The sequence below is a fragment of the Novosphingobium sp. NFX11 genome, from assembly GCF_057376415.1.
In genome coordinates this window covers 792,309-815,171 of record NZ_CP080385.1, presented here as the reverse complement: position 1 = coordinate 815,171, position 22,863 = coordinate 792,309, and the positions used below count along the sequence as shown (strand labels likewise).

18 protein-coding genes and 3 pseudogenes are annotated in these 22,863 nt (G+C 65.8%); 6 read left to right on the top strand and 15 right to left on the bottom strand.

Annotation, left to right across the window (positions count from 1 at the left end):
• The 5 genes and pseudogenes from KZO24_RS21495 to KZO24_RS21475 all read right to left on the bottom strand — a co-directional run bounded on the left by KZO24_RS21495 (position 1) and on the right by KZO24_RS21475 (position 5,598).
• Positions 1-1,533: an FAD-dependent monooxygenase gene (locus KZO24_RS21495; protein WP_486487665.1), complete on the bottom strand. Its 1,533-nt coding sequence runs from the start codon at positions 1,531-1,533 to the stop codon at positions 1-3.
• A 148-nt stretch (positions 1,534-1,681) separates the two neighbouring features.
• Positions 1,682-2,092 (bottom strand): nuclear transport factor 2 family protein, encoded by a 411-nt coding sequence (locus tag KZO24_RS21490; protein ID WP_271181509.1) that lies wholly within the window; start codon positions 2,090-2,092, stop codon positions 1,682-1,684.
• Between the two features lie 14 nt (positions 2,093-2,106).
• On the bottom strand, positions 2,107-2,514 hold the full coding sequence (locus KZO24_RS21485) for a nuclear transport factor 2 family protein (protein WP_271181508.1): 408 nt from the start codon (positions 2,512-2,514) through the stop codon (positions 2,107-2,109).
• Between the two features lie 5 nt (positions 2,515-2,519).
• The gene (locus KZO24_RS21480; RefSeq protein ID WP_271181507.1) at positions 2,520-3,284 is read right to left on the bottom strand and encodes an SDR family NAD(P)-dependent oxidoreductase; all 765 of its coding nucleotides are present in this window, start codon (positions 3,282-3,284) and stop codon (positions 2,520-2,522) included.
• Positions 3,281-5,598 (bottom strand): annotated as a pseudogene (locus KZO24_RS21475) (membrane-bound PQQ-dependent dehydrogenase, glucose/quinate/shikimate family). Before KZO24_RS21475 ends, KZO24_RS21480 begins: the two are co-directional and overlap by 4 nt.
• A gap of 159 nt (positions 5,599-5,757) precedes the next feature.
• Here KZO24_RS21475 and KZO24_RS21470 point away from each other — a divergent pair.
• Together KZO24_RS21470 and KZO24_RS21465 are read left to right on the top strand one after the other, a co-directional pair.
• Complete coding sequence (locus tag KZO24_RS21470) at positions 5,758-6,099, top strand: SDR family NAD(P)-dependent oxidoreductase (RefSeq protein ID WP_486487664.1); 342 nt, start codon at positions 5,758-5,760, stop codon at positions 6,097-6,099.
• Positions 6,096-6,512 carry an SDR family NAD(P)-dependent oxidoreductase gene (locus KZO24_RS21465; protein WP_486487663.1) on the top strand — a complete coding sequence of 139 codons (417 nt, stop codon included), beginning with the start codon at positions 6,096-6,098 and terminating at the stop codon, positions 6,510-6,512. The genes KZO24_RS21470 and KZO24_RS21465 overlap by 4 nt, the downstream gene beginning before the upstream one ends.
• A 77-nt stretch (positions 6,513-6,589) precedes the next feature.
• Here KZO24_RS21465 and KZO24_RS21460 read toward each other — a convergent pair whose 3' ends face one another.
• Positions 6,590-9,106: a TonB-dependent receptor gene (locus tag KZO24_RS21460; RefSeq protein WP_271181504.1), complete on the bottom strand. Its 2,517-nt coding sequence runs from the start codon at positions 9,104-9,106 to the stop codon at positions 6,590-6,592.
• Positions 9,107-9,583: 477 nt separating this feature from the next.
• Between KZO24_RS21460 and kce (KZO24_RS21455) the strand changes: the two genes are divergently transcribed.
• On the top strand, positions 9,584-10,513 hold the full coding sequence (kce, locus tag KZO24_RS21455) for a 3,5-dioxohexanoate:acetyl-CoA acetone transferase (RefSeq protein WP_271181503.1): 930 nt from the start codon (positions 9,584-9,586) through the stop codon (positions 10,511-10,513).
• Positions 10,514-10,673: 160 nt separating this feature from the next.
• Entirely contained in the window at positions 10,674-11,858 is a 1,185-nt protein-coding gene (locus tag KZO24_RS21450) for a dihydrolipoamide acetyltransferase family protein (protein ID WP_271181502.1), read from the top strand.
• Between the two features lie 46 nt (positions 11,859-11,904).
• Here KZO24_RS21450 and KZO24_RS21445 read toward each other — a convergent pair whose 3' ends face one another.
• The 9 genes and pseudogenes from KZO24_RS21445 to KZO24_RS21405 form a co-directional block, all read right to left on the bottom strand.
• Positions 11,905-13,185 carry an enoyl-CoA hydratase-related protein gene (locus tag KZO24_RS21445; protein ID WP_271181501.1) on the bottom strand — a complete coding sequence of 427 codons (1,281 nt, stop codon included), beginning with the start codon at positions 13,183-13,185 and terminating at the stop codon, positions 11,905-11,907.
• A gap of 41 nt (positions 13,186-13,226) precedes the next feature.
• Positions 13,227-14,150 (bottom strand): 3,5-dioxohexanoate:acetyl-CoA acetone transferase, encoded by a 924-nt coding sequence (kce, locus tag KZO24_RS21440; RefSeq protein WP_271181500.1) that lies wholly within the window; start codon positions 14,148-14,150, stop codon positions 13,227-13,229.
• A gap of 81 nt (positions 14,151-14,231) precedes the next feature.
• Positions 14,232-14,690 (bottom strand): annotated as a pseudogene (locus tag KZO24_RS21435) (acetyl-CoA hydrolase/transferase C-terminal domain-containing protein); the annotation flags it as partial.
• A gap of 756 nt (positions 14,691-15,446) precedes the next feature.
• On the bottom strand, positions 15,447-16,241 hold the full coding sequence (locus KZO24_RS21430; protein ID WP_271181498.1) for an enoyl-CoA hydratase-related protein: 795 nt from the start codon (positions 16,239-16,241) through the stop codon (positions 15,447-15,449).
• On the bottom strand, positions 16,238-16,669 hold the full coding sequence (locus KZO24_RS21425) for a PaaI family thioesterase (protein ID WP_271181497.1): 432 nt from the start codon (positions 16,667-16,669) through the stop codon (positions 16,238-16,240). The genes KZO24_RS21430 and KZO24_RS21425 overlap by 4 nt, the downstream gene beginning before the upstream one ends.
• A 7-nt stretch (positions 16,670-16,676) precedes the next feature.
• A pseudogene (locus KZO24_RS21420) lies at positions 16,677-17,434 on the bottom strand (SDR family NAD(P)-dependent oxidoreductase).
• A gap of 26 nt (positions 17,435-17,460) precedes the next feature.
• Positions 17,461-17,937 (bottom strand): MarR family winged helix-turn-helix transcriptional regulator, encoded by a 477-nt coding sequence (locus tag KZO24_RS21415; protein ID WP_271181495.1) that lies wholly within the window; start codon positions 17,935-17,937, stop codon positions 17,461-17,463.
• 74 nt (positions 17,938-18,011) lie between these two features.
• Complete coding sequence (locus KZO24_RS21410; protein WP_271181494.1) at positions 18,012-19,175, bottom strand: acyl-CoA dehydrogenase family protein; 1,164 nt, start codon at positions 19,173-19,175, stop codon at positions 18,012-18,014.
• A gap of 3 nt (positions 19,176-19,178) precedes the next feature.
• Positions 19,179-20,063 carry an SDR family oxidoreductase gene (locus tag KZO24_RS21405; RefSeq protein WP_486487744.1) on the bottom strand — a complete coding sequence of 295 codons (885 nt, stop codon included), beginning with the start codon at positions 20,061-20,063 and terminating at the stop codon, positions 19,179-19,181.
• A gap of 168 nt (positions 20,064-20,231) precedes the next feature.
• On the opposite strand from KZO24_RS21405, the gene KZO24_RS21400 reads away from it, so the two are divergent.
• The gene (locus tag KZO24_RS21400) at positions 20,232-21,656 is read left to right on the top strand and encodes a hypothetical protein (RefSeq protein WP_430098996.1); all 1,425 of its coding nucleotides are present in this window, start codon (positions 20,232-20,234) and stop codon (positions 21,654-21,656) included.
• Positions 21,656-22,855, top strand: a complete 1,200-nt coding sequence (locus KZO24_RS21395) for an acetyl-CoA acetyltransferase (protein ID WP_271181491.1) — start codon at positions 21,656-21,658, stop codon at positions 22,853-22,855. The genes KZO24_RS21400 and KZO24_RS21395 overlap by 1 nt, the downstream gene beginning before the upstream one ends.
• The last annotated feature ends 8 nt before the right edge of the window (positions 22,856-22,863 follow it).

Below are 22,863 nucleotides of genomic sequence, written 5' to 3'. Positions count from 1 at the left end.
TCAGCCCGCTGGCCGCGCGGGCGGCATCGACGGCGGCGGTCCAGTCCCCGCAGGTCCGTCCACGAACACGGTGAAGCGGTCGAGCCGGGTCAGGTCGAGGGTGGAGACGCGCTTGTCTTCCCCGGTGTTCTTCGCGTCAAGCCAGACGTGGGCCATGCGGTGGCCGGGGCGCATGGTGGGCACATGGGTATCGCCCAGCAACCCGCGCGGCGGCGGCTCGGTGCCGTCGGGGACGATGGCGCCGGTGTCGTAGCGGAAGCCGATCTCGATGTCGTGGGCCTGGAATTCGGCGCGCTGGGTGCCGATCACTTCGGCCACCATCTGCCGCCGTGCCGCGCCTTCGGGCGTGTCGGAGAACAGCTTGTGATAGGCGCCGATGTTGAACTCCACCGGCACGCCCGGCATCAGCCCGATCGCGGAATCGATGGTCAGGTGGTTCTGGAAGGTCATCATCGCCCAGGCCACGTTGTTGGCGGCCACCGGACGGCGCTCCGCCTCGTAGCTGTCCAGCAGGGCATCGCCCGCGTCGCCGCGGATCACGGCGGCCAGCTTCCACGCCAGATTGTGCGCGTCCTGGATCGCGCTGTTGAGGCCCAGGCCGGTGGTCGGCGGATGGCGATGCGCGGCGTCTCCGGCCAGGAACACGCGGCCCTTGCGGTATTCGCGCGCCAGTACGCCCTGCACCTGCCAGTCGTTCATGCGGATGATCTTCGGGTCGAGATCGGGCAGGCGCAGCAGTTCGCGGATCTGCGGGATCGCGGTTTCGGCGTCGAGCTTGCCCGCCTCGCCCGGCTGGAAGGCGAAGTGCATCAGCCATTCCTTGCTTTTCGCGCCAAACGTATCGGGGCCGAGCGCGACCATCACGCCGCTGCCCCACGAACCGCCCTTTTCGGGGTTGGTGAACCAGCGGATCATCACCGACTCGTCCTCGATGTACTCGGAGAGGTCGGCGGCGAACCACACTGTCACCATGTCGATCAGCCGGTCGATGCCGTCCATCGCGATGCCGAGCGATGGCCCGACCAGACGCCCGCCGTCCGCCGCGATCATGTACTGCGCGCGCACTTCGTAGACTTCGCCGGAACTGCGATCCTCGACTTGCGCGGTGACGCCGTCATCGTCCTGCGTGAAGCTCTTGAGTTCCTGATGGAAGGCGATGCGCGAGGTGGGGTAAGTGGCGAGGTGCTCCAGCAGCAGCGGTTCGATGTACATCTGCGCGAAGTTGGCGGCGCGCACCGGGCTGTCGGCGCCGTAGGCGTCCTTCAGCGAGTGGCCGCCGAAAGCGTCGATGATGCCGATGCGCTTGCGGTCGAGCGGACCGTCACCGCCGAGGCTGGTGTACCAGCCCACGCGGGCCATGTTCTCGGCCGGGGTGCTGCTGCGGTAGATGTGATCGGCCAGCCCCTCTTCACGCAGGATCTCCATCGTGCGCTGGTTCAGGTAATGCGCCTTGGGCGCGGGCGAGGTGGCCGGATAGCGCTCTATCACCAGGCACTCGATGGCCAGCCGTCCAAGGAAGTTCGCGCTGGCCAACCCGCAGCCCGCGCCGCCGACGATCAGGACCGGGACTTCGATCTCGCTTCATTTCGCGTGACCTCTCCATTGCCTGGCTCAAGCGCCGGGAGCGCTCCGCCGCATTTTTCGCAGAATGCTACAACTGACCAAATAGTCAATATTAAGTTCAGGCCGCCTGCGCCTCGACTTGCGCCACGTAAGCCTCGACCTGATAGGGATCGAACAGTTCGCGCACTTTCAGCAGCACCCCGTCACGGTACGTGAAGAACAAGTGGTAGGTGTTGCGGTAGATCGCCGAACGCGGGCCGATGCCATAAGACTTGCCGAGGATCGCCACGGTATCGCCGTCCGCCACCGCCTGCTCGACATGGAATTCGAAATGCTCGAACCCGCCGAGAAATCCGTCGAGCAGTTCGCGCATCGCCACCTTGTCGCGCTCGCCCGCGAAGGCGAAGCGATCGGGCAGGTAGGGCATCGTCCATGTGCCGTCCTCGGCGAAGGCGGCGAACATCGTGTCGAGGTCGCGTTCGGAGAGGAGGCGGCAGGCTTCGAGGGCGCGGTCCTTGTTGGTCGTCATGGGTAGAACTCCTGTCAGAATGCGGCGGCGAGGTCGCCGAAGGCGCGGGTGACCTCCGTGGTGTCCCAGTATTCGCGGAAGAGGATCAGTCTGCCCTCCTTGAAGCGCATTATGGTGATGTATTGCTGGTCGTAGGTGCCATTGGGTGCCGGGCAGGTGCCGACGTATTCGACCACCACTTCGCCCGGATTTCCGGTCTCCCTTGCGGTGATGCCGGTGAAGCGCAGGCCCTCCAGCCCCGAGACGACCTTCTCCAGATAGGCTCGCGAGGCGTGCTTGCCGGTGACCCGCTGCGGCATGCCGATCGAGCGGGCGAAGGGGAATTCGAGGACGAGATCCTCGTCGGCGATGGCCCACCATGGCTCCATGTCGGCGCCGAACGTCGCCATGAGATCGGCGGCTATGCGTGCGTTTTCAGCCATTCGTCCTATCCCGCCAAGAGGCCGCCGTCGATCGGCAGCTCGACCCCGTTGACGAAGCGCGCCTCGTCCGAAGCAAGGTAGACGCAGCCCCAGGCGATGTCCTCGGGCGCGCCGTTGAAGCCGTTGGGCTGCTGCGCGGAGAAGGCGGCGCGCGTCGCTTCGGGGTCGTCGCTGCGGTCGAAGATGCCCTGCAGCATCGGCGTCTCGATCACGCCGGGGTGGATCGAATTGGCGCGGATGCGCTGGTGGGCATGCTCGACGGCGGTGGACTTGGTGAAGGTGCGCACGGCGCCCTTGGAGGCGCAGTAGGCCGCGAAACCGGGGGCGCCGACGACACCGTAGGCCGAGGAAATGTTGGTGATCGAGCCGCCGCCGCCCGCGATCATCGGCGGCAGCGCATGCTTGGTCAGCAGGAATACGCCGCGCGCGTTGATCGCCATGATGCGGTCCCATTCGTCCACCGCAAGGTCGATGTCGCTGCCTTGTCCGGGAACCCCCGCGCAGGCGACGGCAGCGTCGAGGCGGCCCCAGGTTTCGGTCGCCAGCGCGACTGCAGCGGCGACGTCGCTCTCCTTCGAGGCGTCGCAAGTGGTGAAGCGGACCTTCTCGGGCGCCTCGTCCAGCAGGGTGCGCAAGGCGGCGTCGAGCGGGGGCTGGATGTCGCAGGCGAGCACCCGCGCGCCTTCCTCGACGAACAGCCGCACGACCGCCGCGCCGATGCCCGATGCGCCGCCCGATACCACGGCGACCTTGTCCTGAAGTCGATTCATTTCCCATCTCCCTTGGATTTGCTTGCGGAGCAGCCCGGCAGCCGGAAGGCCACGACGCTGTCGGAAAGCGGTGATTGCAGCATGTTGTGGCCGCCTGCGGCGGTGGCGACGTACTGGCAGCCGGTGCGCGGGCTGCGGTAGGTCATCGGCATCGTCTGCGCGCTGGCGGGCAGGCGGGCGGACCACAGTTCCTCGCCCGTCGCGGTGGCGAAGGCACGCAGGGTCTTTTCGCGCGCGGCGCCGATGAAGGTGAGGCCGCTCGCGGTGGTCAGCGATCCGCCGAAGTTGGGCGCGCCCATCGGGATCGGCAGGCCGAGCGCCAGGCCCAGCGGCCCGGCATCGCGCGCGGTGCCGAACGGGCGCTCCCATGCGACCTTGCCGGTGTCGAGATGGATCGCAGCGATCCGGCCGAACGGCGGGGCATTGCACGGCACGCCCAGCGGCGACGCGAGGGGCTTGAGGCGAACACCGAACGGGGTGCCCGCCTGCGGCAATGGCAGGCCGAAGTTGGTGACGGCATGACTGTCCGTCGCGGCACCTGCGATCAGGCGGTCGGTCTCGGCGCGCGGCACCAGTTGGATGATCGTGCCGTAATAGAGCGCGTTGGCCACGGCGATGCGCCGGACGGGATCGATCGCCATGCCGCCGAAGTTCATGCCGCCACCGATGCTGGGATAGATCAGCGCCTCGTCGGTGCCGGGCGGGGTGGCCTTGCCGTCATAGCGCAGTTGCCGGTAGCGCACGCGGCACCAGAGCTGGTCGAACGGGGTGAGGCCCCACATGTCGCGCTCGGCAAGGTCCGGGCCGGCCATGGAGTGAAAGGCGGAGAAGGGCTGCGTCGCGGCGACTTTCTCCACCGCCCCCGGCTGGGGACGGCGCGTTCCGTGACCGGCAGCAGCGGTTTGCCTGTGCGCCGGTCGAGCACGAACGTCTCGCCGCGCTTGGTCGGGATCGCGATGGCGGGGGTGTTGCCAACTGCGAAGAGGCTGGGCTGCGCGGGAACGTCATAGTCCCACAAGTCGTGGTGGGCGGTCTGGAACGACCAGCGCACCGCCCCCGTGGCGACGTCCAGTGCGACGACCGAGGAGCCGTATTTCTCGCTCGCCGCACTGCGCAGCGCGCCGTAATGGTCGGGTGTGGGATTGCCGGTCGGGGCGTAGATCAGGCCGAGGGTATCGTCCACGCTCATCGGCGCCCAGGTGTTGGGCGTAGAGCGCGAGTAGTGCTCGCCCGGTCGGGGCCCGTGGACGTTCAGCGGATTGCCCGCGTCCCAGGCCCAGACAAGCGCGCCGGTGCGCACGTCGTAAACGCGGATGACGCCGGAGGGTTCGTCGTTGCTCTGGTTGTCCGCCACCCATCCGGCGACGACGATGCGGTCGCGGGCGATGGCGGGCGGGGCGCTGGAATAGTAGAAGCCGGGCTGCACCAGTCCCATGCCGTCGAACAGGTTGACGGCGCCGTCCGTGCCGAAGCCCTCGCAGGGCTTGCCGTCGGTGGCATCAAGCGCGATCAGGCGGCCGTCGAAGGTGGCGGTGACGATCCGCGCGGCGCAGCGGCCGGCGCCTTCGGTCCGGGCGAAGGCCACGCCGCGACAGGTCCGCACGGCGGAGGAGCCCTTGGCGGATACCCGGGGATCGAAGCGCCAGAGTTCCCGGCCGCTGTCAGGATCGAGCGCGAAGACCGAATTGTCCTGCCCGCACAGGAACATCCGCCCGCCGACCATCAGCGGTGTTGCGGAGAGGTAGCCGGTGGAGGGGTCGGACGGAATGCGGGTATGGAAGGTCCACGCGGCTTCGAGCTTGCCGACATTGGCGGGCGTGATCTGCGCCAGCCGGGAAAAGCGGCTTCCGCCCTTGTCCCCGCCCCACGATGTCCATTCGTCCCCCGCTGCGTCTGCGGGGATCGGCGCCGAGGCGGCGATCGCTTCGGCCGCGCGAATGTCGTGGCTGTCGCGCCCGAAGTGCGCGCCGACGACCAGCAGCAGCGCCAGTGCTCCGACACCCGCCGCAAGGCTGGCGCCCCGGCCGAGCGAGGCGCGCGCACCGGGAATGACGAAAAGCAGTCCGAGCAGCGCCGGGGCCAGCAGCCGCGCCGTCAGCGGCCATGGCGCGAACCCGCTTTCCGCCACCGCCCATGAGATCGTGACCGTGAGGAACAGCGCATAGCCCTTGGCGCCGGTGCCGCGCCCCAGGGCGATCAGTGTGCCTGATCCCAGCAGCACGGCTCCGGCAAGCAGGTAATAGATCGAGCCGCCCAGAGCGACGAGCCACAGGCCGCCGATCAGGAATGCCAGACCTGCGATAGCCGCTGCCATGCCCAGGGCAATCGTGCCCCGGCTCGCCGTTTTCGGCGTCATCCTCGTTTCCCCGTTCGTTTTGAGGAGGCTGGACTAAACTTACCTTATGGTCAATAAAAACATTGCACGCCCACCCGTATCGAGTGGGGAAGGATGCGAAGATGGGAGAACGAAGGAATGAAAGGTCTTCAGGACAAGTCGATCGTCGTCACCGGCGGTGGCAGCGGGATCGGCGAAGCGGTGGCGCTCGCGCTGGGCGAGGCGGGCTGCCGGGTGACCGTGGCGGACCTCGATGGCGGCAAGGCGCAGGCTGTCGCGGCAGCGATCGGGCAGGCGGGCGGCACCGCGCAGGGCATCGCGGCGGACGTGGCGGATGAAAGCTCGGTCACCGCGATGATCGAGGCGGCGGTGCGCGCCTACGGCCGCCTCGATGGCGCCTGCAACGCCGCCGGAGTCCCCAGCGCGGCAAGCTGCTGCACGAAATCGAACTCGACGAATGGGACCGCTGCCACGCGGTGAACCTGCGCGGGCTGTTCCTGTGCAACAAGCACGAGATCCGCGCGATGCTCGACAAGGGCGGGGCGATCGTCAACATCGTCTCCACGTCCGCGATGGTCGGTTTCCCGAACGGCAGCGAGTACTGCGCCAGCAAGGCCGGAGCGATGGGCCTGACGCGCGGCGGCGCGATCGATTATGCGACGAAGGGCATCCGCATCAACGCGGTGCTGCCGGGCGGTACGCTCACGCCGATGCTGAAGGGCGCGATGGAGGTCGATGCCGGGCTGGAACAGGCGCTGGCCGCCGTCCATCCGATGAACCGCTTCGGCCAGCCTTCCGAGATCGCGGGTGCGGTGCGCTGGCTGCTGTCGGACGAAGCCTCGTTCGCCACCGGCGCCTCGTTCGCGATCGACGGAGGGCATACCAGCATCTGATCTTCATCCGTCACGATGGCAAAAAGTGGCCGGAAACCTCGCGGTTTCCGGGCCTTTCAGGAGGGTAGGTTGCTTCTTCAGAAGTTCATGCCGACCGTGATGCCGTATTCCGCCGGACGGCCGGTGTAGCGCACGAAGGTGTCGTAGGCCTGCGTGGCGTTGCTCCAGTAATAGGTGTTGAAGATGTTCTTGCCCCAGACCGACGCTGTCCACTTGCCGTCCGAGGAACGGATGCCGAGGTTGGCGTTGACCAGCGTATAGGCCTTGATGTCGTAGAGGTCCGAGGTCGCCCCGAAGGTGGCCGAACCCGGCACGACCAGCGCCGACACCGAACTGCTCTGCCCGTTGAGGCCCGCACCCACGAAGCCGTCCAGCGCCGAGCTGACCGGGAACGTGTAGTCCGCCCGCAGCGAGTACTGCCACTTGGGCGAGAACGGCAGGTCGACGCCCTTGAACGAGGCGTTCACCGGCACCAGCACGCCGCTTACCGCCGTCTGGCCCACGGCGCCGAGGTACTTGTCCACCTTGGCGTCGAGGTACGTCACCGAGGCGCTGAGCGACAGGCCCTGCATCGGGCGCGCGGTGACTTCGAGTTCGGCGCCCTTGATGGTGGACTTGGGCACGTTCAGCAGCTTGTCGAGCGCGCCGAAGATCGGATCGACGAACTTCGCGCGGGTCTGCTTGTTCTTGTAGTCGTAGTAGAACGCGGCGCCGTTGATGGTGAGCAGGCGATCCATCAACTGGGCCTTGAAGCCCGCTTCGTAGGCCATGATCGATTCCTGCTTCACCGGCGCATAGGCATCGAAGATCGCGCCCGACAAGTGCGGGAAGCTGCCCGCCTTGTAGCCCTTCGAGACGTTGGCGTAGAGCAGCAGGCCGTCCACCGGCTTGAAGTCCGCGCCGACCATCCACGAAGTGCTGTTCTCGCGGATGCGGGTGTTGACGGTGGTGGCGGTCAGGAAAGTATCGGGATCGACCGGATCGTTCGCCGAAGGATCGCCCAGCACCAGCCCGCGCGTGTCGAGGATGATCGAGCCGCCCGGTGCGATCGTCGGGATCTGGTAGCCCGGGCCGCCGTAGAGCGGGCCGAGCGAGCCGTACACCGCGTTGAAGAAGTCGGTCAGCGTGACGCCCGGAGTGCCGCCGAAAGTGGTGTCGGTCGGCAGGATCGGGAACTGCGGCAGATCGCCGTTGAAGGCATAGGCATCGCGCTTGGCACGGGTCTGGCGGATGCCGGCCTTGAGCGTGATCTGGTCGTTCACGTCGAACTCCAGGTTTCCGAAGGCGGCGTAGTTCGTCATCTTCTGGCGGGTTTCATACGTGCTGCCGACGATGCCGTTGACGTACGTGGAACTGGTGTCGGTGTAGGTCAGCCAGGTGACTTCGTTGACCTTGGTGCGCTCGTAGTTCGCGCCCACCACCCAGCGCAGCGCGTTGTGGGAATCGTTGGCGATGCGCACTTCCTGCGTGAAGCTCTTGATGTGGCCGCTGTCGCTGCGCAAGTCGAGGTCGCGCAGCGCGGTGCCGCCGCCTTCGGTGGTGTTGTCGAACTTGAGGTCGGTGTAGCCGGTCAGCGACGTGACGGTGATGCCGCTGAAGTCGTAGTCCATGCGGAACAGGCCCTGCAGCATGCGGTTGTCCTGCCGCGGGCGATAGTCGGTGGACCAGTCGGCGGCGCGGGCATTGCGCGGTGCGTTGGGGTAGGTCGCCTGCGGATAGGGCACGGGGCCGTCGGCATAGGTGAACGGCGCGATGGCGGGGGCGCCGGACACGTCGTTCTGCGGCACGAAGGCGATGCGCTGCGGGGCCTGCGGCTCGCTCTGGTCGCGCCAGCCGTTGAGGTTGAGCGAGGCCTTGAAGTCGCTGCTCGGCTCGAATTCGAGGATCATGCGCCCGGCGATCGTATCGGCGCGGCCGTTGCGATCGTCGCGGGTATAGCTCTTCTGCCAGGGATCGCCGTTGACCGCCTTCACCGCGATGCGTCCGCCCAGGGTATCGGTGATCGGGCCGCTGATGAAGCCGTTGGCCTCGATCGTGTTGAAGCGGCCGTAGCTGAAGGTCGCGCCGCCCTCCAGCGTCGGCGTGGGCGTGTTGGCGACGAAGTTGATCGCGCCGCCGGTGGCGTTGTTGCCGAACAGGGTGCCCTGCGGACCCTTCAGCACTTCGACGCGCTGGAGGTCGAAACCGGTCTGCGCGGACATCACCGGCAGCGCCAGCGGGAACTGGTCCATGTAGACGGCGACGTCGGGGTAGGACGCCAGCGAACTGTCGTAGAAGCCGACGCCGCGGATCGTGTAGACCGGCGTGGCGTTCGGCGTCGGCGCGAAAGTGAGGCCCGGCGTCACTTTCGCCAGGTCCGCGATGTTGGAGATGTTCTGGACCTTCAGCGCCTCGCCGCTGACCGCGCTGACGGACGAGCCGACTTCGCTGAGGTTCTGTTCGCGCTTGTTGGCGGTGACGACGATCTCGTTCGTGCTGGCGGACGAGGGTGGCGGTGTGGCTTCAGCGGTCTGCGCGTTCGCATACGTCGCGGAAAGCCCCAGCGACAGCAGCGATCCGCCTGCAAAAAGCACAGCGCGTGCATGCATTTTCATCGATTATCCTCCCCATGGTGCGGCGCTTTGCGCTCGCCGGTTGCATTTGCTTAACCTGACCAATTGGAATTCTAATGAGCGCATTTGGCGCGTCAAGCCATTATTCGAACTTGTGATCTGCTGCTGATCTGCAGGTTGCCAAAGGCTTTGAAGTTGGGCGTGATGATCGATTTATATACTGTAATTCATAGATAAATATCGGAGTTATGGTGAGCATGACCGATGCGGTTGGTGCCTACCTTCCGGCATTCCTGTGCCGTTTTTGCTGGGCTGGCTATTAGTCATATGGTCAGATAATTCGTGACGGGGAGTAAAGGCGCGAGCTGGATTCGCCAATTTTGACGACTTTGCCTGCGATCTCTGTGTCCGGTCGCGCTCCGCGGTAAGAATCATATTGACCGTTTGGACAGTTTAAACCACATCGACGTTCACAACGAATGCCTCGGCAGAGATCGGCAGCGAAAAACGGAGGGCGAGATGCCGAAGTCCAAGACCATCATCAGCTGCGCCGTGACGGGCTCGATCCACACGCCGTCGATGTCGCCGCATCTGCCGGTGACGGCCGACGAGATCGCGCAGAGCGCTCTGGAAGCGGCAGAGGCCGGGGCGGCGATCGTCCATCTCCACGCGCGCGATCCCGAAACCGGCAAGCCGGTGCATGAACCGGAAGACTTCGCGCCGTTCCTCAAGGTGATCAAGCAGGCGAGCGACGTGGTGGTCAACATCACCACCGGCGCCTCGCCCTACATGCCGGTCGAGTACCGCGTGAAACCCGCCAAGACGTGGCAACCCGAAGTGGCCAGCCTCAACATGGGCAGCATGAACTTCGGGCTGTTCCCGATGCTCAAAAAGGACCGGGAGTGGAAGCACGCCTGGGAGCCGGAGATGCTGGAGGCCAGCCACGACCTCGTCTTCCGCAACAGCTTCAAAGATATCCGCTATGCCCTTGAAACGCTGAATAAGACCGGCACCCGCTACGAGTTCGAATGCTACGACACGGCGCACCTCTACAACCTGCACTACTTCTGGAAGGAGGGCTTGGTCGAAGGGCCGCTGTTCATCCAGACCTGCTTCGGCCTCCTCGGCGGCATTGGCGCCCACCCGGAGGACGTGATGCACATGAAGCGCACCGCCGACCGCCTGTTCGGCGACAACTACCGCTGGTCGGTGCTGGCGGCAGGCGCGAACCAGATGCCGGTGGCGGCGATGGCGGCCAGCATGGGCGGGCACGTCCGCGTGGGGCTGGAGGACTCGCTGTGGATCGGCAAGGGCCAGCTTGCGACCAGCAACGCGCAGCAGGTGACGAAAGTGCGCCAGATCATCGAGGGCCTCGGCGGCGAGATCGCCACCCCTGCCGAAGCGCGCGAAATCCTCGGCCTCAAGGGCGGGGATAAAGTGGGGTTCTGAAGCGCTCCTTTTCGCAGCAATCGGGATGACGATGATGACCGCTACGATCACCGAGATGCGCGCGGCCCTGGGCTGAAGATTGGCGGGCATCGGGCCAGTTGCGCTTCGATGCCGACGCCACCGCCAATGCAGCGACGCAACTGTTTCCGGAGAAACTGAAATGGCCATTGAACTCAAAATGCCGGCGCTGTCCCCGACGATGGAGAAGGGGACGCTTGCCCGCTGGCTGGTCGGCACGGGTGATACCGTCAAGGCGGGCGACCTGATCGCCGAGATCGAAACCGACAAGGCGACCATGGAAATGGAAGCCGCCGAAGATGGCCGCATAGCGCGTCTGGTGGTGCCTGCAGGTAGCGTTGATGTACCCGTAGGTGCCGTTGTGGCACTGTTGAGTGCCGGTGAGGACACCGATCCTGTCCCTCTCGCTGCTGCCGAAACCTACGCCGAGCCGATTCAGACATTGCCCGTTTCAGCCCCGGATGTCAGTTCGACATCGCTCGCCCGGCGCCTTGCCACGGCACGCGGCATCGGGTTGGACTCGATCGCGGGCTCGGGGTCGCGCGGCAGGATAATGGCGGCAGATCTGGGACTTGCGACGGCGGCATCGGTTGCCCTGATCCCGGCGGAAGATCGGCCGCTGCCCGCGCCTCAGGGAATACCGATGCGCAGCGAGAGCCTGTCCACTATGCGCAGGACCATCGCCCGGCGCCTGACCGAGAGCAAGCAGACCGTCCCGCACTTCTATCTCACCGCCCGCTGCCGTCTTGACGGATTGCTCGAACTGCGCCGGGAATTGAACGGTGCCGTCTCGCATCGCGGTGCCCGCGTTTCAGTAAATGACTGTGTTATCAAGGCGATGGCGTGGGCATTGGAGCAGGTTCCAGAAGCCAATGTGCAGTTCGCCGGGGACCGGATTCATCGCTTCGAACGCGTCGACATCGCCATGGCGGTGGCCATCGACGGCGGCCTCGTCACACCGGTCATCCGGGATGTGGCGGCCCTTTCCCTTGGCGCTGTTTCCGAAGCGGGCCGGTCGCTTGCGGCGAAGGCGAGGGAAGGCCGCCTGACGCCCGGCGACTACGAGGGCGGGACCGCGACCATCTCGAATCTGGGGATGTTCGGCATCGATGAGATGGTGCCGGTCATCAATTCGCCGCAAGCCATGATCCTGGGTATCGGGGCAGGGGTGGAACAGCCGTGGAAAGTCGACGGCGATATTGCGCTGGCCACGATCATGGCCGCGACCGGCAGCTTCGACCATCGCGCGATCGACGGCGCCTTGGCCGCGCAATTCATGGCCGCGTTTCGTGAGGCGATCGAGGTGCCTATGCTGCTGATTTCCTGATACAATTCTTGCGGGAGAGTTCTAAACTCTCCCGCAAGAGGACGTCCTAGACCAGTTCGGCCATGCCAGCGAGGCCGCCGATATAGGCAGGCACAACAAGCGTGCGAGCAAGTGCGTGATCGAGTTGCAGGCGGGTGATGTCGTCCATGTCGGCGACTATGCTGCTGCAGTCCTGTGACAGTTCCTTCAGAGCTGCCATCGCCGCCGGACGACCGCGAAGCCAGAAGTCCGTACCGACCCTCCGCTGGACCGGTGCAGATCCGGGGGTAGGGGCTCCGAACAGGGCGCTGGCCAATTCGGGGCATTGCGAAGACGCCTGCGATACTTTCGTGGAGATCGCCTCCCGCGCGGCTTCGATGCTGTCCGGCAGGGAGCCGTCCTTTGCCGCCTTGTCATAGGCCTGCTTGCCGAGGAACATCGTACGGATCATGTTGCGGGGTTCGGGGCGCTGGATCAGAGCCGAAAACACGGACATTTCCGCGCGGATGGCGCCATCGATCGGCTGGATGATGCCGAACTCCACGCAGTCGAGAATGGCGAGAGGGGCTGGTTCATGGCCGAGCATCCTTGCCAGTTCGCGTTCGCGATGGCGCTCGATGGCGCCGGAAATCTCGGCATGCGGCAAAGGAGCACTGTCAGTGCGGTCCCAGGGCTGCACGCAGTGGGCCGCCTTGGACAGCAGCCAGCGTTCGGCGGCGGCGATCTCGTCGCCTTCATCCACGACCTCGCCGGCAAGGCCGGCAGCCACGGCATCTTCGCCCTGGTAGGTACGGCCGAGAAGCAGGACTTCCAGCCCGGCCTCGACGCCGACGAGGCGCGGCATGCGCTGGGTTCCACCGGCGCCGGGAAGCAACCCCACGGCATATTCAGGCAGGCCCAGCATCGCACGGCGGGAACGGGTCAGGACACGGTAGTGGGCGCCGAGAGCAAGTTCGCATCCGCCCCCTAGCGCGACACCAGCGACGGCGGCGGCAATCGGCTTTCCTGCGGTCTCCAGACGGCGGATCGCATGGCTGAGGGGGAAGAAGTGGTCGAAGGCGATATCGAAACGGTCGGCCCTGGGCGCGGCGACGATCATCTCGTAGGCGACGCCCAGTTCCGTCAGGTCCGCGCCCGCGCAGAAGCCGTTGGCCTTGCCGGAACGGACGACCACGCCGCGAACGTCGTCGGCGCGGTGCAGCCATTCGGCGAAGGCGCCCAGTTCATGGATCGCCTTGTTGGAAAAGACGTTCATCGATCTGTCGGGGCAGTCGAAGACGAGATGGATCAGGCCGTTGTCCTGTCGCTCGACACGGAACTGGGTGAGATCGGGGAGGGGCAATGTCATGAATTCTCCTGCGCCGGCTTGCGGCATTGCGAGAAGCAGGGTCAGAAGGCGACCTTGTCGCCACCCTTGAGGCCGAGGATTTCGCGCGCTTCGGCAGGGGTGGCGATCTCGCCGCCAAGGCCCTCGATGATCTGGCGCACTTTCGTCACCTGCTGCGCGTTGCTGGTGGCGAGCTGGCCCTTGCCGATCCACAGCGAGTCCTCCAGCCCCACGCGGACGTGCCCGCCCATGCTGGCCGCCATCGCCGCCACCGGCATCTGGTTCGCGCCTGCCGCCAGCACCGACCAGCGGTAGTTGTCGCCGAACAGGCGGTCGGCGGTGCGCTTCATGTGCATCACGTCTTCCGGATGCGCGCCGATGCCGCCGAGGAGGCCGAAGCAGGTCTGGATGAACAGCGGGCCTTCGACCAAGCCCTCCTTCCAGAAGTAGTGCAGGTTGTAGAGGTGCGCCGTGTCGTAGCACTCGAACTCATAGCGGGTGCCGGTCTTGTTCAGCGTTTCCAGCGCATAGCGGATGTCCTTGAAGCTGTTGCGGAACACCAGATCATGGCTGGCCTCCAGCATTTCGGGCTCCCAGGCGTGCTTCCACTCCCGGTCCTTCTTCAGCATCGGGAACAGACCGAAGTTCATGCTCCCCATGTTGAGGCTGGCCACTTCGGGTTGCCACGTCTCGGCGGGTTTCACGCGATATTCGACGGGCATGTAGGGCGAGGCGCCGGTGGTGATGTTCACTACCACGTCGCTCGCCTGCTTGATGACCTTGAGGAACGGCGCGAAGTCTTCCGGTTCATGCACCGGCTTGCCGGTTTCGGGATCGCGCGCGTGCAGGTGGACGATCGCGGCGCCTGCCTCTGCCGCCTCAAGCGCACTCTGCGCGATCTCGTCGGCCGTCACCGGCAGATGCGGCGACATCGACGGCGTGTGGATCGAACCGGTCACGGCGCAGCTGATGATGGTCTTGGCCATATAATCCTCTCTTGTGTTCTCAGAGCCGATCCGAAACCGCACGCCAGCTTTCTGCCAGGACATCGCGGAATTGGGGGCGGCTATACGTATCAGGGCTTCGGCGCGGTCATCATGGCTCTTGCCCCGCAGGTCGGCGGCACCATGTTCGGTGACGACTACATCGGTATCGAGCCGGCTCAGCGATGCCGGGCCGCGTGCAGAGGCAGGGTCGATGATCCGCGACAACGTGCCTTTCGCCGCGTCGGCGGGAAGGCAGATCAGGCGCAGCCCGCGCGGCGACAGGCGGGCGGCGGCGGCAAAGTCGCTGGCGCCTCCCGGTCCGGACATGGCGCCTTTGGGGCCGACCTCGGAATAGACTTGGCCGAACAGATCGACCTCCAGCGCGGAATTCACCGTGACGAAGTGTCCGGCGGCTCCCGCGATGCGCGGATCATGCGTCACCGATACCGGCCGGAACTGGAAATGGGGATCATCCAGCCCGGCGTAGAGTTCGGGCGATCCGATCGCGACGCCGACGAGGGCGCTCGAACCCGGGGCCATGGCCCCCGATCGCACCAGCCGCAGCCCGCCGTCGCCGACGAGGCCGGTATGAAGGCGCAGGTCGCGGCGGTCATGCAGGGCATCGAGGACGGCGTCGGGCACTTTGCCGAGGCCGGTCTGCAGCGTGGCGCCGTCTTCTATGAACCGGGCCGCATGTTCCGCGATCGCGCGCGAAACAGGGTCCGGAAGATCGGTGGGCGTGCCTTTCAATACCTGATCCTGCTCGATGAAAGCGGTCAGTTCGCCGAAGGGAATACCCGGATCGCCTGCCGTGCGCGGCATGGCGGGGTTGATATGCGCGATCCGCGTTCCGGCGGATCGCCAGAAATCGGGAATGAACGCTGTTTCCGGCCCGAACGAGCACATTCCGTTTTCATCGGGCGGGCTGCACATGAACAGCACGGCGCTTGGCGGCTCGGCCGCATAGAGCGCGGATATCTGCCCGTAGCACAGCGGCCTGAAATCGACCCGCTCGGGTTCCGCCCTGAGCTGCGGCGTCTGGAAGAACGTCAGCACGCGGCTCAGGCTGCTTCCCGACCATGTCCGGCGGTTGAGGCCGGGTACGAAAATTCCCGAGAACCGCATGGCCGCCAGGGTATCTCCCCCCGGCGACCATATCGGCCAGCAGGTCCGATTCCGCGCTGCACGACGAAACCAGCGTCAGCCCACCGGGCGGCAGGACTGCGGCCAGATCGTCTGCGGTGATGCGTCGTGGTGCCACGGGCCGACCCTGCTGATTTGCTATCTGCTATTCCGTCACTTCACGTACTTGTGGAAGTCGGGCGCGCGCTTCTCGGTGAAGGCGCGGACGCCTTCCTTGGACTCGTCGGTGTCGTAGAACAGCTTCACCGCATTTAGCGCCAGCATCGAGATGCCGCGGATGTTGTCGCTGTCGGCATTGAAGCTGCGTTTGGCGAGCGCCAGCGCGGTGGGCGAACGCTGGGCGAGGATGTCGGTCCACTCGGTCACCGCCGCATCGAGCTGGTCGTGCGGGACGATCTTGTTGACGAGGCCCATCTCGAGCGCCTCTGCCGCCGTATACTGGAGGTTGAGGAACCAGATTTCGCGCGCCTTCTTGTCGCCGACGTGGCGGGCGAGCAGGGCGGTGCCCCAGCCTGCATCGACCGAGCCGACCTTGGGGCCGACCTGCCCGAGCTTCGCCGATTCCGACATGATCGAGAGGTCGCACAGCGTCGCGAAGACGTTGCCGCCGCCGATCGCGAAGCCGTTGATGCGGGCAATCACGGGCTTGGGAATGTCGCGGATGATCGACTGCAGTTCGTCGATCGGCAGGCCGACGATGCCGCGCCCGTCGTACTGGCCTTCGTGGGCCGACTGGTCGCCGCCGGTGCAGAAGGCCTTGTCGCCCGCGCCGGTGAGCACGACCGAGCTGACGCCGCGATCGTCGGCGGCCAGCTTGAACGAGGCGATCAGCTCCTCGATCGTCTGGGCGTTGAAGGCGTTGTAGAGCTTGGGGCGGTTGATCGTGATCCAGGCCGCGCGGCCCTTTACTTCGTAGATCACGTGCTCGAACTGGGGTGCTTCGCTCATAGCGAGTCCTTTCCTGCGTTGTTCTTGTAGATCGCGTGGGAGCTGGCCATCACCCGCTCTCCGACGGTGGCGATCGCCTGGGTGAAGATCATCGTGCGCGTGGTTTTCACCAGCACGACCTCCGCCACCAGCCAGTCGCCCGCGACGGGCGGAGCCAGGTAATTGACCTGCAAGGATATTGTCGGCGTATGGGGATCGGCGGCTTCGCGGTCCTGGTAGACGAAGGCCTGCCCGTCGAGGAAAGTCGCCATGGCGCCGCCGTGCATGCCGCCGACGCCGTTGCAGTGATCTTCCGAGACTTTCAGGCAGTAGCGCTTCGCTTCCCAATCGACCCAGATCTGGCCGACCGTCCACGCTCCCGTGCGGGTAACGATGCCGGTTTCCCAGTTTCCCGGGATCGGCGGCGGGGTATTGTCCTGATCCGACATAGCCGGATCAGACCATGTTCATGCCGCCGGAGACGGAAATGGCCTGCCCGGTGATATAGGCGCCGTCGTCCGACGCGAGCATTGCCACGATGCCGGCGTAGTCCTCGGGTTCTCCCATGCGCTTCAAGGGGATACCGCGCACCATCGCGTCCTTCCACTTCTCCGCGTCGGCGCCTTCGCCCAGCACGCTGGCCATCATCGGCGTGTTCGTGGGGCCGGGGCAGACGCAGTTGGCGAGCACGTTCTTGCGCGCCAGTTCGCGGGCGATCGACTTGGTGAAGCTGATGAGGCCGCCCTTGCAGGCCGAATAGACCGCCTCGTTGCTGGTGCCGACGCGCGCCGCGTCCGAGGCGATGTTGATGATCCGCCCGCCGCCGCGCTGCGCCATCCGGCCCGCGACCGCGAAATGGGTGTTGAGATTGCCCTTGAGGTTGATCGAGATGACCTTGTCCCAGAACTCCGGGGTGGTCGTGAGGAAGGGCATCGGCTTGTCCCATCCGGCGTTGTTGACCAGCGCCCAGACGGGACCAAGAGTGTCCTCAACGGCACCTACCGCAGCCTGAACGGCCTCGAAGTCGCTCACATCGACCTGCCAGGTCTGCACCACGGCGTCTCCGGCGAGCTTGGCGGTCTCTTCCCCGCCTCGGGGCTGAGATCGAAGATGGCGACCTTGCACCCCTCCGCCGCGAGCCTGAGAACGAGCGCGCGCCCGATGCCCTGTCCGCCGCCGGTGACGATGGCGACCTTGCCTTCCAAACCTTTCACAACAACCTCCGTTTGTTCATGACCGGCTACATTTCTATGTCGCCGGCCCCTTCGGCATCGCTGCCGATGAGTTCGATCAGTCTTGTCTTGACCTTGAGGAGTACGCCGCTGGCGCCCTCGAGTTCTTCGTCTTCCACCACGCTCATGATGTCGGCTTCCACCGCATCAACCGCTTCCCTGATCGCGGCGACCAGCTTCTGGCCAGCCTTGGTCAGGTAGATGCGACGGGCGCGGGCATCGCGTTCATCCGCCCGGCGTTCCACGAAGCCACCGGCTTCCATGCGATCGACCAGTCCACCGATCGCCACCTTGGTGAGATCGAGGTCGGCGGCGAGGGCGGTCTGGGTCATTCCGTCGCGGCGCGACAGGAAGGCCAGCACCCACCACTGCGAACGCGTGATGCCGAGGGGCTTGAGGGCCCGGTCCACGACGATGCGGCGCATGCGCGACACGTCGTGGATCAAAAAGCCGAAGCGCAAATTGGAATCCAGATTCTTGGGCACGCTCTTTCCTTCGGAGGTTGAAACCTCCGCACTATCGGCAATCGCGCGTGCATCAAGAGGTAAGCGTGTTTCCATTACCCTTTGCGCGTCAGCTTGCCCTTGAACATCTCACGCGCGATGATGGTCTTCATGATCTCGATGGACCCGCCGGCGATCTTGACGATGCGCGCGTCCGCATAGGCGCGGCAGATCGGATACTCCCACATGTAGCCCCAGCCGCCGAACAATTGCAGGCACTTGTCGACCGTTTCGCAGTGCAGTTCCGAGGTGGTCATCTTGGCCATCGCGGCATCGACCGGATCAAGCTCGCCCTTCATGAACAGGTCGATGCACTTGTCGGTGAAGACCCGCGCCATCACCGCGCGTGCCTTGAGGTCGGCCAGCACGAACTGGGTGTTCTGGAAATCCCCGATGGTCTGGCCGAAGGCCTTGCGCTCGGCGGTATAGTCCACCGTCCATTCGATGACGGTTTCGGTCACGGTCGCCGAGCGGATCGCCTGGGCGAGCCGTTCCTGCGACAGCTTCGTCATCATCAGCGCGAAGCCCTGACCTTCCTCGCCCAGCATTGCGCTGGCAGGCACGCGCAGGTTGTCGAAGAACAGTTCCGAGGTGTCCTGCGCCTTCATGCCGAGCTTGTCGAGGTTCTGCCCTCGGTTGAAACCGGGGAGGCTGGCATCGACGAGGAACAGCGAGGTGCCCTTGGCCCCGGCGGCGCTGTCGGTCTTGGTGGCCAGCACGATCACGTCGCAGAGCTGGCCGTTCGAGATGAACACCTTCTGCCCGTTGATGACGAAATCGTCGCCGTCGCGCTCGGCGCGGGTGCGGATCGCCTTGAGATCGCTGCCCGCGTGCGGCTCGGTCATGCCGAGCGAGCCGATCGCCTCGCCGCTGACCATCTTGGGAAGCCACTGGCGCTTCTGCTCCTCGGTCCCGAAGGCGAGGATGTAGGAGGCGACGAGGTCGGTGTGGATCAGGAAGCCCGGGCCGCTCGTGCCCGCGCGCCACAATTCCTCGAAGACGATGACGTCGTAGAGATAATCCGCGCCGATGCCGCCGTATTCCTCGGGAACCGTGCAGCACAGCATCCCGGCCTCACCGGCCTTGAGCCATACCTCGCGCGGGACGATGCCGTCCTTTTCCCACTGGTCGTGGAAGGGGACGATTTCCTTCTCGATGAACTTGCGGACAGTGTCGCGCCACATTTCGTGTTCGGGCTGGAAGAGGGATCTTTCGATCATGGCTCAGTTGCTCCCCCGTTGGGCTTTTTCCTTGGCGACCGAACCTGCGATCGCGGCGCGCGCTGCGTCCCACTGCTCGCCGGTCAGGTTGGTGAGATCGGCGAACGTGCCGGGACCGGCGAGATGCTGCGCGCCGTCGATCGCGATGGTCTGCCCCGTCAGGTAATTGCACCCATCCGACAACAGGAAGGTAATCAGGTTGCACAGTTCGGGCATGTCACCGAAGCGGCGCAGCGGCACCGTCTCGCAATTGGTGGCCGAGCTTTGCGTGTCCGGGATCGGGTTCAGCTTTTCCCAGGCGCCTTCGGTGGGGAAGGGGCCGGGGGCCACGGCGTTGAGGCGGATGCCGTAAGGGCCCCATTCCACCGCCAGCGACTTGGTCATCGCGTCGATCGCGGTCTTGCCCATGGCGGACGGCACCACGAAGGCCGATCCGGTCCATACCCAGGTCGTCAGGTTGGAGACGACCGCGCCTGCGATCCCGTCGCGAATCCAGCGCTTGCCGCACGACAGCGTGGTGTAGAACGTGCCGTCGATCACTGTCGAGGTCACCGCGCGGAAGCCCCGGGCGCTCAGGTCCTTGGTCGGTGCGATGAAGTTGGCGGCGGCGTTGTTGAACAGGCCGGAAAGCGGGCCCGTCTGCCAGATCGCCTCGACCATCGCGTCCACCGCATCGGCATCTCGGATGTCGCAGGCGTGAGCATGGACCGCGCCGCCGGTCGCCGCCGAAATTTCGGCGGCCGTTTCGTCCAGCAGCGCCTGGCGGCGGCCGCAGATATGCACCACTGCGCCGCGCGCGCTGAGGCTGCGGGCGATCTCCCGGCCAAGGCCGCTGCCGCCACCCGTCACTAGAATGGCCTTCCCGGCCAGTGCATCCTGTCTGAAAATATCCAAGTCCTGCTCCCTTGGCCGGAGGCTGCCCCGAGGGGTGCCAAATCACCCTTGCCACTAATTGTGAACCTGTTTACAAAATGATTCGGCGCTGTCAAGAAGGCTGCGACGATATGCCGCCGCCAAGCAGCGGCGGACCTGAAAAATGATCTTGCGGAGGATAGGGTGCAGATCGGTATAACCGCGATGGGTGCATACTTGCCCGCGCTGCGCGTCGACCGCAAGGCGATCGCCCGCGAATATTCCTGGAGCGGCCTCGGCATGCCGCGTGGCGGTTTCCGCGCGCTGGCGGGCTGGGACGAGGACAGCCTGACGATGGCTGTAGAAGCGGCGCGGGGGCTGGTGCAGACCGCGCCCGAAAGTCTGCGGATCGCCTCGACCTCGGCCTATTATACGGAGCGTTCGCAAAGCGCGATCGCGCTCGATGCGCTGGCCCTGCCGCGCACGGTGCGCACCGTGGACTTCGGCAATTCGCGCCGCGCCGCCACGACTGCCATGCTCGATGCGCTGCTGGGTACGGGCGACCAGATCGTCGTCGCATCGGAAAAGCGGCTGACGCAGGCGGGCAGCGCGGCGCAGCTGGCCTATGGCGACGGCGCCGCCGCGGTGCGCATCGGCGAGGGTGGCGGCGCGCGGCTGGCGGGTTTCGCCAGCGTGACGCACGATCTGGTCGATCGCTACGCCTCGCAGGATCACCCCACGCCTTACGTTTACGAGGAACGCTTCGTGCGCGACGTGGCGGTGGCCGAACTGATCGTCCCCGCCATCCGCGACGCCTGCGAGGAAGCGGGGATCGAGCCGGGACATCTGACGCATGTCGCGGTGGCCGAGCCGGTCGGCGGGACATGGGCCGCTGCGGCGCGCCAGTTGAAGGTCGCTGCGCCCAATCATTGTCAATCGGTTTCCGATGCGGCGGGCGATCTGGGCACGGCGATGCCGCTCTACGGCCTCGGCCTGGCGCTCGCGGCGGCGGCGGTAGGTGACTACGTGCTGGTCGTCGGGTTCGGCAGTGGCGTCGATGCTCTGGTCTTCGAGGTTACCGGCGAAGTCGAGGGCGTGGCCGGGTTCGCCGAGGTTCTCGCGCAGGGCTTCCGCCTGACTTCGCCCACGCGCTTCCTCAATCTTTCGGGCGCGCTGTCGCTCGACTGGGGGATGCGCGCGGAATTCCAGCAGAAATCGCAGGCCACCGTGCTGGAGCGCGTCGGCCGCGACACCATCGGCTTCATCGGCGGGCGCGACAGTGGGGGCAACGTCCAGTTCCCCAAGAGCGCCTATCCGGTCAACCCGGCTCTGTCCGAGCCCGAAATGCTGGAGGACGTGCGCCTTGCCGATCTGGAGGCGAAGATCGTCTCGATCACGGCGGACCGGCTGAACTTCACCCCCGATCCGCCGTTCGACTTTGGTCTCGTCCAGTTCGACAACGGCGCGCGGGTGCTGATGGAGATGGTCGACCGGCCCGAGCAGGGCTTTGCGGTGGGGGACCGCGTCCGCATGCGGCTGCGCATCAAGTCGCAGAACCGCGAGCTGGGCACCCGCACCTATTTCTGGAAAGCGGCGCCGCTCGCGCGCCCGACGTTGGGAGACGCCTGATGGCGAGCGGATTCAGGGACAAGGTCGCCATAGTCGGCATGGGTTGCAGCCGCTTCGGCGAACGCTGGGACCTCGGCGCCGACGGTCTGATGGTCGAGGCGTTCGGCGAGGCGCTGGCGGATGCCGGTATCGCGCGCGAGCAGATCGAGGCGGCGTGGGTCGGCAATGCGCTTGACGACATCAACGTCGGCAATTCCGCGCTGCCCGCCGCCCATGCTCTGCGCCTGCAGCGGGTGCCGGTGACGCGGGTGGAGAACATGTGTGCCACCGGGACCGAGGCGCTGCGCGGCGCGGCTTATGCCGTGGCTTCGGGCGCGGTGGACATCGCGCTGGCCATCGGCGTGGAGAAGCTCAAGGACACCGGCTACGGCGGCTTGCCGCTCAAGACCAAGGGCGTGCAGAACGACTTGTGGATGCCTTATGGCTCCGCGCCGGGCACGTTCGCGCAGCTGGCAGGAGCTTATGCCGCGCGGCACGGGATCGACGCGGGCGACCTCAAGCGGGCGATGGCGCATGTCTCGTGGAAGAGCCACCAGAACGGCGTCCACAGCCCCAAAGCGCACATGCGCAAGGCGGTGGAGATGGACAAGATCCTGAACGCGCCGATGATCGCCGATCCGCTCGGCCTGTTCGATTGCTGCGGCGTGTCGGACGGCGCGGCCTGCGCCATCGTCACCACGCCCGACATCGCGCGCGGGCTGGGCAAGGCGAACCCCGTCACGATCAAGGCGATCCAGCTGAGCGCCAGCAACGGCTGGGAGATGCAGTACGGCGAATGGGACGGCGCGCATGTGCCCAATACCCGCGTCGCGGCTGGCAAGGCCTATGCCGAGGCGGGCATCCACGATCCGAAGCAGAGCATCGACATGACCGAGGTGCACGACTGCTTCTCGATCACCGAACTGGTCATCATGGAAGACCTCGGCCTGTCGGACGAGGGCCGCGCGCCTGCCGACATCCTCGATGGCCGGTACGACCGCGACGGCGCGATCCCGTGCCAGCTCGACGGCGGGCTCAAGTGTTTCGGCCACCCGGTCGGCGCCTCGGGCCTGCGCATGGCCTACGAGGTCTACAACCAGCTTCAGGGCCGGGCGGGCGAGCGCCAGCGCGGCAAGGTCGACTTCGGCCTGACGCACAATCTGGGCGGTGCGCCGTTCAACAGCGTCGCCGCCGTGGCGATCCTCGGCCGCCTGAACTGACAAGATAA

Coding starts and splice junctions, on each gene's coding strand:
- kce (WP_271181500.1), bottom strand. CDS start 14,150: ATGGCCAAGACCATCATCAGCTGCGCCGTGACCGGTTCGATCCACACG.
- KZO24_RS21470 (WP_486487664.1), top strand. CDS start 5,758: ATGAAAGGTCTTCAGGACAAGTCGATCGTCGTCACCGGCGGTGGCAGC.
- KZO24_RS21460 (WP_271181504.1), bottom strand. CDS start 9,106: ATGAAAATGCATGCACGCGCTGTGCTTTTTGCAGGCGGATCGCTGCTG.
- KZO24_RS21480 (WP_271181507.1), bottom strand. CDS start 3,284: ATGAATCGACTTCAGGACAAGGTCGCCGTGGTATCGGGCGGCGCATCG.
- KZO24_RS21410 (WP_271181494.1), bottom strand. CDS start 19,175: ATGATCGAAAGATCCCTCTTCCAGCCCGAACACGAAATGTGGCGCGAC.
- KZO24_RS21395 (WP_271181491.1), top strand. CDS start 21,656: ATGGCGAGCGGATTCAGGGACAAGGTCGCCATAGTCGGCATGGGTTGC.
- KZO24_RS21490 (WP_271181509.1), bottom strand. CDS start 2,092: ATGACGACCAACAAGGACCGCGCCCTCGAAGCCTGCCGCCTCCTCTCC.
- kce (WP_271181503.1), top strand. CDS start 9,584: ATGCCGAAGTCCAAGACCATCATCAGCTGCGCCGTGACGGGCTCGATC.
- KZO24_RS21445 (WP_271181501.1), bottom strand. CDS start 13,185: ATGACATTGCCCCTCCCCGATCTCACCCAGTTCCGTGTCGAGCGACAG.
- KZO24_RS21430 (WP_271181498.1), bottom strand. CDS start 16,241: ATGAGCGAAGCACCCCAGTTCGAGCACGTGATCTACGAAGTAAAGGGC.
- KZO24_RS21485 (WP_271181508.1), bottom strand. CDS start 2,514: ATGGCTGAAAACGCACGCATAGCCGCCGATCTCATGGCGACGTTCGGC.
- KZO24_RS21425 (WP_271181497.1), bottom strand. CDS start 16,669: ATGTCGGATCAGGACAATACCCCGCCGCCGATCCCGGGAAACTGGGAA.
- KZO24_RS21450 (WP_271181502.1), top strand. CDS start 10,674: ATGGCCATTGAACTCAAAATGCCGGCGCTGTCCCCGACGATGGAGAAG.